Here is a 12,441-nt window from a genome sequence, read left to right on the forward strand (position 1 = left end):
TACAACAGCTTCAGCCGTGGGGCTCACGCACAGCCTGCTTAATTTCAGGCCAACATGCTGAAGAACAACAACGTATCTTAGAGGAGATTTGGCAAGGCAATATCGATTTACTGTATGTCAGTCCAGAGCGTCTACGCACACATAGTATTCAAGCCTTGTTGCAACGTCGCCGCCCTGCACTTTGGGTGGTCGATGAAGCACATACCTTTAGCCAATGGGGGACAGATTTTCGCCCTGACTTTATGCGCATTGGACAATCGATTGCCAAATGCTATGCACAGGCTGAAGAAGGTACACGTCCACAGCTCATGTTAGTTACAGCAACTGCTTCTCAGCGTGCCTTAAACGAAATTGAAAAAGAGGTCGTCACACCTCTACAGCATCTATTACAAGTACCGATGCAAACTGTCATGATGGAACCAACACAAAATGTATGGCGTGACGAGATTGACATTGATATTCGCGAAGTTCCCAAAGACGATCGCTTGGTGGAAATTGTTAAAATTTTAAAACAGATCTTTCCTGAGCGTAGCGCAGGCGAAAGCGTCAATATTGAAGATTTAGATTCCCAACATCCTGTGGTACTGATTTATGTGAGAAATCGCGATAAAACCGAAGAGTTCGCCGAAGATTTAGCTCATCAAGGTTTTCTCACTGCAGCTTATCACTCACGTTTAACCGGTACGCAAAAAAAAGAGGTCCTAGAGCGCTTTAAACAGCATCAACTTGATGTGGTGATTTGTACCAATGCCTTTGGTATGGGCATTGACCGTGCCACGATCCATACGGTGATTCATTATAGTCCACCCAATAATTTAGAATCGTATTTACAAGAAATTGGTCGTGCTGCACGTAAAAAAGGTGAATATGGGCAGGCGATTTTATTTTGGAGTCCACACGATTTAGACAGTTTAGTCCGTAAAAATATTGCCAGTGAATTGGGCGGTCATAAAGTCTTGGCCGATTGTTGGCAGCATGTCATTTTACCGACTTTAAAGCGTCCACCTGAAGAGCGTTGGTTTACCTCACAAGAACTACAGCCTTATTTATCCTTTGAAGATGAGGCCTTACTCACCCAAATTCGAGTTTTATTATTGGCCCTCGAACGCTATGGCCTCTTGGTTGAAAAAGATCAATTGCCTGCTTTATTAAGCTTGCAACTGTTAGATGCACCTCAAGCACACAGCACACGTGCAGCCGATCTCTACCAACGTTTAGCCCCGTTATTGGTTAACCAAAACCAACAAGTACAATTGTATTTACCAGAAATCTCGGTGGCATTGGGGATGAGTGTACGTCAACTCCTCAACGGTGTGCGACATTTGGTGAAACTTGGCTGTGCTCGTTGGAGCTGCGAAGTACGCATTCGCTTTACGCACCGTTATGCCTATACCCAACGTAAGATACGCGAAAAATATCAAGCCCTTGAGGCCATTTCAGAATGTTGGCAGCACTATCCACCTGAAGATGTCACGCGCATTGATTTACGCCAACTCGACACTTGGTTAAGTCAGCGTAGCTATCGTGTGAAAGCCCGTGACATCTTTTACATGTTTAAAGTCTTTAAGTTAGTCAATCTCAAAGAAAATAAATACAGCTTAAGATTAGAATCACGTGATAAAGCGCATTCTTGGCAAGATTGGTTAAAGCAAACGCGTCACTTACTCGATCAACTCCAACATAGCTTCGATCTGTTGCAACAGCGCCTACCTGACGATGGAAATACCAGTCAGCAACTCAACGTGGATGATTTTCTCGAAGAGTATGAAGTCGAGGTTGAAACATTTTTAGAACATCTTGAGATCATGCAACAGTTTGGGTGGTTAAACGTCAGTCGTTTAGATGATGAAACCCAAAAGATCTTCTTTATTGATTTAGCCGCAGGTCAAAAAACGGTAGGACGTCTACACTCTGGTGTTGCCTATCGTTATTTAGAAAAACATTATCAAGATCGTAATCGCCGTTTACATCTGATGAAGGCATGGTTACAACAACCCCCTGCACAGCGTAAGCCGATGCTCAATGACTACTTTAACTTAGACATTCAAGAGGTCTGCCAACGCTACTTAGAAGATCCCGATCAAGCCAAACAGGCCCATTTGGTCAATTACGAAGCTCTCATTTTTCCTGAGTATTTGAATGACACCCAACGCGAGATTATCGCCGACGATGAGCGCCGTGCAATGCTTGTACTTGCAGGTCCAGGCTCAGGTAAAACCACCATTATTGTGCATCGTGTGGCCAATTTGGTCATGCTGCGCAATATTGATCCTGAAAAAATCTTAGTGTTGGCCTATAACCGTCAAGCGGTATTTGAAATTCGTCAGCGCTTAACCCACTTGATTGGACTCGAGTATGCGTTTCGTATTCATATCTTTACCTTTCATGGCTTAGCACGCCATTTAACCAATATCCATGAAAATCAAGCCCCGACAACGGATCAACAGGCCAAATATCAGTGGTTATTAGAACAGGCGGTTGCCGATTTAAAAGATCACCCACAATACTTCCAATATATTTTGGTGGATGAATTTCAGGATATTGATGATGTGCAATATCAGTTGATTTCGCATCTAGCAGGCATGCAACGTGATGAGGATGATCAAGATGAAATTAGCCAACAAGGTTTTTTAGTGGCTGTTGGTGATGATGATCAGAATCTTTACGGTTTTAGAGGGGCGAATATTAAATATATTCAAAATTTTAAAGATGATTATGAAATCCCCGAAGAGAATATCTTTTATCTATTAGATAATTATCGTAGCCCTCAAGATGTGATTACTTTAGCTAATACCTATATTCAACATAGCTTGCCACAAACACAACGTTTAAAAGGCCCTGAACATTCGATTCGTGCCAATAATCCCTCCATGGGCAATATCCGCTTTGGTTATTACCAACAGCAGCATGGTTTAGATGCAATTCAATGGTTGGTCGAAGATCTGCAACTTCGCTTTGCCGAACAGCAAAACAATACTGCATCAGATCAAGCCGCATGTTGGTCAAATTTTGCGATTTTAGCACGGCAATGGAGTGAGCTATTAGTCATCCAACATGCCTTGACTGAAGCAGGGATTCGTTTTCAATTGTTAAATAAAAATGATCGCTTAGATTTGTTGGCAGATAGTTTTTACGCCAAGCATTTATTTGCTGAACTTGAAGCACGCCCTGCTTTAGAAATTATTGAGGGTGATGCGACTGCCTATTTAGATCAATGGTTAACTGATCAACAGTGGAATCGACAGGATATTAGTTGGCACATGCTTAAACAGCGTGTTGCAGGCTATCGAGATTTAAGCTGTCAACAAATGCTCGATTTACTCCGCATAGCACCTGAGCAAAATCGAACCGATCGTGTGATTTTAAGTACATATCATTCTGCTAAGGGCTGTGAGTATGAGCATGTCTATATTTATGACCAATGGCGCGGCCAAGCTCAGGATGATGCCGAAAGTCAAATTCGTGCCATGTACGTGGCCCTGACCCGTGCCAAACAAAGTCTTACCCTCATCCAACCAATCGATCGCCGTTGGCAACATCAGTATGATGTGCATATACGGCCCCATCTTGCTCAACTCGGTCTTCCCTCCTTGCAATTTAAACCTGCACCTGTCATTGACGAGATTAGCTATTTTGAGCAATTTGGTTTAGCCGATATGTATCTGTCTTACTATCCAATTGTACAAGACAGAGGGCGACAAAATATTTTAGAGATTGCTAAAAATCAACATTTTTCACTGTCTGAACAGGTCAGTCTGAATATTAAATTGAAAAAAGATCAGACCTTTGAGCGCATTGAAATTGTCGCTCCACAGGGTGTAATTGGTGCTTTTTCAAAGTCCACATCACAACGTTTATATCGTATGCAAGCACAAGTGAAAGAAGTCACTTGTGTCGGAATGCAAATCATCGATTATTATCAGGCAGATAAAACATTCTATGAGCGAGCAAATTATCAGGGTCAAGAACAAAGTCATTATGTCTTTATTCCCGCTTTGAAAATTCGTCGTGCTTTATAGTAATACTAGGTGCATTGGGGGCTGCTTCCCCAATGACATCAGATACTAAATGAAAATCTAAGATAATATATCCATAGGATCAATCCCGAGGATTTATCAACTTGTTTATACTTATTAGAGCTTTTGATCTGAGGAAAATGGGATTTTTATTTCATCAATCTTAAAAATTGAGGATTATTGACCTTGATTTGTAAATTGTTTTTATATTCTTCAATGGTCCCACGAGCACAAAAACGCTGACCAACCATATGATCAATACGCCCAAAACGCTCTTCAAACCACTTGTAATTATTATCCCATACCAAAAGCGTCAGTGATTGATTAGGATATTTTTTATCAAGATTTAAATAGTGGCGATTGTCAAAATGTTTGACCTCTGCCAACTGACCACAGGCCATAACACTCTTGCCAACATGAAATGGCGCTTTAATGGCTTCAATTTTAAGCTCTTGAGAAAAGACATTAAAACTTGCCATAGATAACAAAGACAATAACAAAATATTTTTAAGCATAAGATACCTATTTTAGTATTTAATAAAGAGAAACCTGTTTCTCTACAGAATCAATAATAATTTGAGCAACCCCTTTGTAACTTTGTATTAAACCCTGAATACACGTAGGCATGCCCTCCATGAGTGGTATTTTATGGTTTGACCAAATTACACCACTAAATGTATGTTTCGGGTATTTGTCACCGAAATTGATATAGGTTGCTTTTGATGTATATGAAATTTGGCTGATTTTACCGCAAACGGTCATCATTTCACCAATATATTCATCAGCCTCATCTGTTGAAATTGTAGAAAAACCAGAATGTTCTTCACTGTCTTGACCCACTTCAAGTGGCTTTTGAACAACGGTTTGATTAAAAGCATGAGTATCATCCATTGATTCTTGTTTTGAAAATACCTGCTGCTCTACTTTTAGATCATCCGTGCTTAACAGTGGCTCAGATCTATGTTGCTGGTCTTGCTCCCTCACTTGCTCATTTTGTGGGACATGATGGATTTCATTTAACGTTGAAGATATATATTGAGCTGTTTTTGACGTTACATACTGCTTTGAAAGTAGGAAATACCCAATGAAAAAAACAATAGTCGTAAGTAAGCATCCAATAATTATCTTGTATCGCTTATTTGTTCGGTACTGTTGTTGATAGAGTGGATCAAGACCGGCTTGCTTTTTTAATTCTAATTCCTGTTCAGCAGCTTTTCTCTGTATCTCCAAGGCTAAGGCCTCTTGTTTTTTCTTCTGCTCAAATTCATATTTTTCCTTTTGTTTCATCTCAGCATAAGTATCTGAAAAAAAATTACAAATGCCGACCACTACGCTAAGTGCGACCAACCCTATAAGAAAAATTATGAATTCAATCATCTCATCACTCTTTAAACAATTTGATCCAATGAACTTAAAATCATCTGAGGTCTGCCCTTATATTCATCAATTGTCCCTTGAATACAAAGTGTCGTGTTTTCTACGTTCTTAAGACTTTGACTCACATGAGAATAATTATCCCAAATTACAGCAGTGAAGGTTGCGTTTGGATATGGCTCATCAAAATTTAAATACACACCTTTAGAAAATTCTTTATATTGAGCAATTTTTCCACACACCACCTTATTTTCACCTATATATTGTGCAGTTTGTACGGCTTGAATAGCGCCATAATGATCACTCGCGATCGTATTGTTGTCTTGCACTAATACTTGATTGTCAGATTTGAGGGGTGCACTTTCATCATTGGGTAAGGCCTGAGCTTGAATGTAAAAGAGGGTACCTAGCGCCATGCTCGCAATAAGTCCAACACCGACATAAATATGCTTATGCATTTGTTTTTTAACCGAAATAAGCTCTTTATTATGTTGATTTTTAATGTCGCTCAACTGTTTCTGAACATTTTGAAGCTGTGTATGTTGGTTGTGTTTGAATCTATCAAGGCCCTTTCGAACTTGGGCCAATTCATTCGTCCCTTCAACTACTTGATTTTGATGGGATGTTATACGACTTTTTTCATATTCTGCAATTTTTGCCTCATATTCTTGAATCAGAACTTGAATTTGTTTTTGCTTTGAAACACTGTTAATTTGTCGACTAGCTTGCATCTTCAAAGCTTGTCGAATCTCACGAATGACCTGCTGCTGTTGGTTGAATGCTTTTTTATTGGTGTAGCGTAATACGATGCCAAACTGTTGAATTAAGTCATTTTGGCGTTCTAGAAAGTCATTAAATACTTCATATCCCTTATTATTTATTTTTGCATAACCATCTAACTCAATGGGAAGTTTATAACCTTTTTTGTCATTAATAATCATAAAGTCAATATAGCGGTTGCCACCTTGACTGTCCTTAAACGGGTATTGGGCAACCACGTCATTAGGGGTGATATCAGGGATTTGGCTCAGTATTTCGTCTACAAATTTTTCTTCATATCCAACGATATGTTGAATTTTATAACGATTTGCATCTTTCCACTGTTGCCAATCTAACATTCTGCTTACCCCCATGTTTTATCAAGCTCTTTATTGCACCCGTCTCGTTTACCTTGAGACACTATCATGAATTGTCGTGCAATCTTTTTTAATCCATGATTTATAAATGTATTTTACGTTACATGGAGATTAAGACAAAGTCACTTTAAGCTTCATAACTAAATAATCTACTTCAAGATAGAGCTTGACCACGTTTTAACGGTGATCAAGCGATCCCATCAGTTCTTATCCAAATAAATCGGCACGCGCCTCTTCGAGCTCTCGATCTGATTTAAAACGATTACAGTAAGGATGAAGTAAGGTGCCATTTTCAACATCACTCGGCCCTCCGACTGAGCGTGCGATAATATGGTCATACTCAATACTGTCTAAATGCAGCAAGCCATCACAGACTTCACAAAAGTTATGTCGCGCCACTTTAATCTTTTGCTGAATTAAAGCTTTAGTAAAACTTGAAAAAGGTGTGGCATGTTTTCGTGTCGAAGGCATCAAATTTAAGATATAGCTCGATACTTCACCCACCAAAGCCTCATCATAATTGGGCTCAAAATTTTGTTGAAAGAATTCACTAAAATTAATGTAAGGAAAGCTTTTCGAAAATGCCATAACGATGGTGTTCATGGTTTGCGTATCGTTGGTATTCACATCGATGCGTTTGGCCACTTCAATAAAAGCCAAATACACTAATTGTAGACGTTCATGTCCTTTCACCCCACTACCATATTTACCAATCGTTTCAGTAATCATGATGGGGAAATTGGCGATCAAGTTTTCTACTTTACAGCGAATTGCCGTGAATTCTCGCAATTTACGCTGATCATGAATCTCGGACATAATGCTAAACCATGCTAAGAATGAGGTAATTTGCAGACGTGTATCTTTGAAAAAGTAAAGCTGCGGATGTAAACCTAAACTCACTAAATGCGGATCATAGGGTGAGGTCATCATCCGTGTCAGTACCGCATAGAGTCGTTGTAAATGATGTAAGACTTCATTGGCTATACTTGCCCCTGATACATAGGTTTGTGCATCATCTTTGGTCAAAATATTAAACAGCTCATACACAACACCAATACGCTTTCCATGCGTCATATAGGTATCTAACAGCATATGTCGGAAAATGAGATGATGAATCTTTTCACCTAGTTCAATCATTTCATTTTCAAGTGAGCTCCCTAACAACATCAGCGTACTTTTGTTGTCATCTAGATAACAGCATGCGGAAGCCACATAATAACGCGGTGTACCACGATGGCTTAAATGGTAGGCTTCGTTTTTGTCCAAACTTTTGGTATCAGAGTTAATACTTTCAAAGACCCGACGGGCATCTTCTGGTGAACCCACGACCTGCACAAAACGCATTTTTAGGTGTTGGATGTTGTACTTGGCCTGTTGTAGCTCTTCGAGATCACTGTTTAAGATGTTTTGAAAGTCGGCATATTTCCCCAATGCTTTACGAATTTTGCGTAATTCTTCTTTTTGGGTTGCGCTAAACTTCGGTGCATTGCTGACTTGCTCATCCACAAAATAGCGCTTAATCCATGCATAAAGACTCGATAAACGATGACCACCATCAATCAAGTACATGGCACCGTTTTGATCTTTCCAATATAAAAATGTCAGCCAAGTGTTCGGATCTTGGGTACATAACATAATAAAACGAATAATGTCACGCAGACTCCAATATTCTGTAGAACGTTGGTTGTCGGCTTTATAAAGCTTATTGATGATATCGCTTTGTGCAAAATCAGCTAAAGTGATATCAAAATCATCACGTTCTAGTAGGCTTTGCTCAGGATAAGCAATCATTGGCGAACGTTGCAGCATGTTTTTGAGTAACATGGTTTGTGTCATGTGATATTCCTTTTTTAAGTCAAGTGTCCCCCTACCCATGAAAATGGGCATATGAAGGACGTGAAGTTAATAAAGTTGGTTGAAAATCAAATTACATGGGTGAAGTTGAAGCTATAGATTGAGCCTGAAAACCCACATCGCTGAGATAACTTTGCCAAGCCTGTTGTTGCTTTGGGTCTTTTAACAACTTGGCAATTCGAGAACTAAAGCCCGCTAAGCTTTCACCAACCTCGGCATAACAACAGGCAAAACCCGTATGCTGTGCCAATTTTTGGGCAAAATAATGGATTTGCTTGGTACTCATCTGTGTCGAGCCTGATCGTTTGGGTTGATCCGTCGTGGGCTGAGATGGATGAGGCTTGTTGTATTTGTGGCTGTAAGCATGGATGAGCCAATCAGCAAAGTGATAAAGCATCAAATTGGCATTGCTGAGGCGATCTTGATTGTAAATCTCAAAAGCACGGCGTTCCCTTTCAAACCATGGCGCCGTGATCAGGGCTTGAAATGGGATCTGATCGTTCGCCAAAAATATTTCTGTTTCAAGTTTTTCAACATCAAGCCAAGTATTTTTATTTTTAGATTCTTCTGAAAGATTCTTTGGGAGATTCTGTGTCCCGTTGACGGTACTATTTAAAGTACCGTTGTTGGCATGATTAGTCGTGCCGTTATTGGCACTATTGGTCTGCTTTAATGGTGCCGGATTTGGCATCATTTCTCGCCCGTAAATGCCCATTAAACGGTAGACTTTAACCCGTTTCGTAGTCCCTTTACGTTCACCTGTATCCTCAATTAATCCTTCTTCAAGCAACTCAGCAATAATTTTAAGCACGGTTTTACGTTCAAGGCCGGTATCTCGCTCTAAACGTGCCATGCTTGGGTAACAGCAATGATCTTCCCCTGCACGATCAGCCAATGATAAGAGTAGTAAACGTTTTAGAGGTTTACGGCTACCCCCTGGCTTTTCATTGAGTTGAAGTTTCCATGCCCAATTGGTTGCATCTAAGCTCATCGCTCCACCTCACTTGCTTTAAGCCAACGAGAAAATGCTATAACTTGGGGATTGTTTCGCTCCTGCATATTTTGAGCAGCACGAAGCGTATTGCCATTTACAGGCAACTGTGATAATTTTCTTTGCATATTCAAACCTCTGTCGTTTGAGTTCCTAAAAAAGCCTGACCTGCATGTCAGGCTTTTTTTTAGATTCAGGGTGTTAAGTATTCTTCTTTCGAAGTAAATCTTTTATTTGATATTCACGTACTAATGGAATCTTCTCCTTTTTCCATTGACTAATCGCTTGGGTACTAATACCAAGCACCTTAGATAATTGCGTTACATTACATTGCATGGCAGCTAATGCTTCTTGCCTAGTCATCATTTACACCACAAGGTAAGTTTACTTACCTTATTAAACATAATAAAAATTACCATGTCAAATGGTAAGATTCATTACATCTGAATTGGATATACATATATGGATCATTTAGGCACTCGGTTAAGACAGCTACGTAAAGAGAAAAATATTACACAACAACAACTTGCTGAATTAATTGGAGTGTCTAAAACATCTATTATTTATTGGGAAAAAGGCGACAATTTACCAAAGCATGATAGCTTGGTTCATTTGAGTAAAATTCTAGGGGTAAGTCCAACTTACCTTATGCAAGGTAAGACAATTGATAATACAGAGGAGGATAATAACTACATCCTAACTAGTCGCCTCATTCCTCTACTCTCTTGGAAACAAGCTAATCAGCCAGAATCATTAAACAATATCGACGCAAATCATAAAGATTGGCTTGCTGCCCATCCTAATATGGTTAAAGACTGCTACGCTCTAAAAGTACTGGGTGAATCTATGCTGCCAGAGTTCCGTCCGAATGATCATATTTATGTGACAACCAACATAAAATTAGAACAACTTAAGACAGGTGATTTTGTGATTGTACAAAATCAAGAGTATGAAGAAGCTTTATTTAAGCGCTTAGTACTAGAAACAGAAGGAATGTTTTTGCAGGTCTTAAATGAAAAATGGCCACAACAAACAATACCGTTAACGGGATCATTTAAAATTGTGGCTAAAGTGGTAGGATTTTGGCGAACTACATCATTCGTCTAAATCATCATCTTCTTCAATAGATAGAGGAGTTTTTTCTTCAGAAATCTTATCCTCTCTCATCAAAGTTTCGACATCGACTTCAGAAATATTATGCTGCTTATGTATAGTACCCTGATTCATTTCAGCATTAATAGTAGTAGGCGAATTAGCTAAAAGATCATTGGGTTGATCGGGTAACCTGGATTGAGTAGATTCATTGTTATTTTTACTTGAGTATCGCAATTCATATTCCTGAGCAAGAAAGTACATCAACTCACTTTCCATTTTCTTTGTATGTTGTTCTGCATTGGCTATATGCCCATGAGGAAGATAATAGTATTCTTGATTTCTTTTTTGTACTCTTGCATCTGCCAAATATTCATTTCTTGCCAATCCAGCCTGTTCCGCCATAGTTTTATCAAATAGGCGTGCAGCATTATCTAGGTAAATGCAGTACAAAGCAGTATTTGATGAGTTGACATAGCAATCTCTAACTTGTTTTGCAGTCCCACTAATACCAGACAAAGAAATAGTATCAAATACTTGTTTGACAGCCTTGCTCATTAATGAATAGTCATCCTCAATAGGCTCTCTACTTTCCCATGTACTCGTGTCTTCCGATTGTACGTCTGTTGCTAAATATAGTTCATCTAGATCACTATTGCTCTCTTCTGCATCTCCAATATTTTCAAGGCTATGTTCTTGCACCTCACTAGGCATGCTTAATTCTTGATAATCTTGTACGGCGTAAATAAAAAGAGTAGCTATGGTGATTCCTATTGCTGTGAATAGCATTACCAACACGATCGTTCTTCTTTTGCGTCTTTTAGTATCTAATGGTGGGTCTAAAGGACTAATCGTTTTGATGGGATGATGATCTCCTATAGTTTCATTCTGATAAGATGATTTAATCTTTCCAAAGACTGCAAATATGCCTCCTATTCCCCCTAGAAATAAAAAAGCTGTGCCGATTGTTAGTGGCACAACAATAGAACCAAGCACAAATACTCCTACAACCCCTAAAAAGCTTGACGGTTCTATCAAAGAGTAAGCAATATAATAAGGAAGCAGGAGTAAAAATAAATAAACCCCTAGCATTATTAGGATATACATTAGACTCAGCATATAAGGCATTTCATCCACTCCCATATTTTCAATATACTAATAATATTATTCATAACCCGAATCATGGATAAGAAATTCAGTTGAAAAAAAAGATGACTGAGTTGATAAGTGAGTTACGACACACGCTTATTAACTAGTCATCTTATGTTCGAGTTTACAACTTTATTTTGCACCATTGATGATTTTTTTCAAAAAAATGAAGCCATCTATTGGCAACATCTAAAACAAGAAAATCCTAAAGTCAGACAGCGATTAGGTGTTCTTTGCTTATCGGAAATCATCTTTATCGCAGTCTGGTATAAAAAATCTAAACTTCATCACCTCAAAGCCTTTTATTGCATGATACAGCGCTTCTACGCTAAGATTTTTATGTATTAACCCCCAATTAAAACGGACACTCACAATTAAGACCTAGGCATAGAACTAGAGTTAAGGAGTGTCTTATGGAACGTATTGAAGTTATTACATCTGTTCAGCGTCGTAGACGTTACAGGTCAAGAGAAAGCGTATCTACCGTATCATGAAGCAGAATGATTTACTCCTGACTCGATCTGAGCCACTTCAAAATGATCGTACACATGAAGGTAAAGTTATTGTCTCAGAATCGAATATGCGTTGGTGTTCCGATGGCTTTGAGATTAAATGTTGGAATGGCGAAAAGGTACGAGTGATCTTTAGCCTAGACTGCTGTGATCGTGAGATCATGAGCTACGCTGTAACGACCGCAGGGATCAGCAGTGAGATGGTCTGTGATGTACTCGTGCAGAGTATGGAACGACGCTTTGAACCGTACCGGGTTTGTCGGAGACTTTTTTATTTAAGTTAAGCCACCTGACCTAACGGGTTAATCTTATCATAG

General features: G+C 39.1%; 9 protein-coding genes and 1 pseudogene. 3 read left to right on the plus strand and 7 right to left on the minus strand.

The annotated features are described in order from the left end of the window. On the plus strand, positions 1–4,019 hold a 4,019-nt coding region (locus tag Q0017_RS11665; protein WP_298146982.1), incomplete at its 5' end, for a UvrD-helicase domain-containing protein. 146 nt (positions 4,020–4,165) lie between these two features. Here the strand turns inward: Q0017_RS11665 and Q0017_RS11670 are convergent. From Q0017_RS11670 to Q0017_RS11695, 6 genes are all read right to left on the minus strand, one after another. After that, positions 4,166–4,531 carry a hypothetical protein gene (locus Q0017_RS11670; protein WP_298146985.1) on the minus strand — a complete coding sequence of 122 codons (366 nt, stop codon included), beginning with the start codon at positions 4,529–4,531 and terminating at the stop codon, positions 4,166–4,168. Positions 4,532–4,550: 19 nt separating this feature from the next. Continuing rightward, positions 4,551–5,393, minus strand: a complete 843-nt coding sequence (locus tag Q0017_RS11675) for a hypothetical protein (protein ID WP_297428698.1) — start codon at positions 5,391–5,393, stop codon at positions 4,551–4,553. Positions 5,394–5,404: 11 nt separating this feature from the next. After that, the gene (locus Q0017_RS11680) at positions 5,405–6,508 is read right to left on the minus strand and encodes a hypothetical protein (RefSeq protein WP_298146988.1); all 1,104 of its coding nucleotides are present in this window, start codon (positions 6,506–6,508) and stop codon (positions 5,405–5,407) included. A gap of 225 nt (positions 6,509–6,733) precedes the next feature. Continuing rightward, complete coding sequence (locus Q0017_RS11685; protein ID WP_298146991.1) at positions 6,734–8,362, minus strand: HNH endonuclease signature motif containing protein; 1,629 nt, start codon at positions 8,360–8,362, stop codon at positions 6,734–6,736. Positions 8,363–8,453: 91 nt separating this feature from the next. After that, positions 8,454–9,371 carry a helix-turn-helix domain-containing protein gene (locus tag Q0017_RS11690; RefSeq protein ID WP_298146993.1) on the minus strand — a complete coding sequence of 306 codons (918 nt, stop codon included), beginning with the start codon at positions 9,369–9,371 and terminating at the stop codon, positions 8,454–8,456. A gap of 201 nt (positions 9,372–9,572) precedes the next feature. Next, complete coding sequence (locus Q0017_RS11695; RefSeq protein WP_298146996.1) at positions 9,573–9,734, minus strand: Cro/CI family transcriptional regulator; 162 nt, start codon at positions 9,732–9,734, stop codon at positions 9,573–9,575. Between the two features lie 99 nt (positions 9,735–9,833). Between Q0017_RS11695 and Q0017_RS11700 the strand changes: the two genes are divergently transcribed. Then, entirely contained in the window at positions 9,834–10,478 is a 645-nt protein-coding gene (locus Q0017_RS11700; RefSeq protein WP_298146999.1) for a helix-turn-helix domain-containing protein, read from the plus strand. On the opposite strand, the gene Q0017_RS11705 is transcribed toward Q0017_RS11700, so the two are convergent. Then, entirely contained in the window at positions 10,467–11,591 is a 1,125-nt protein-coding gene (locus Q0017_RS11705) for a hypothetical protein (protein WP_298147002.1), read from the minus strand. The two genes, Q0017_RS11700 and Q0017_RS11705, sit on opposite strands and share 12 nt — an antisense overlap. Positions 11,592–12,084: 493 nt before the next feature. Between Q0017_RS11705 and Q0017_RS11710 the strand changes: the two are divergent. After that, positions 12,085–12,366, plus strand: a pseudogene (locus tag Q0017_RS11710) (DDE-type integrase/transposase/recombinase); the annotation flags it as partial. Positions 12,367–12,441: the final 75 nt, after the last annotated feature.

Origin of the sequence: uncultured Acinetobacter sp., assembly GCF_947624825.1 — a bacterium.
In the GTDB taxonomy this organism is placed as follows: Bacteria; Pseudomonadota; Gammaproteobacteria; order Pseudomonadales; family Moraxellaceae; genus Acinetobacter.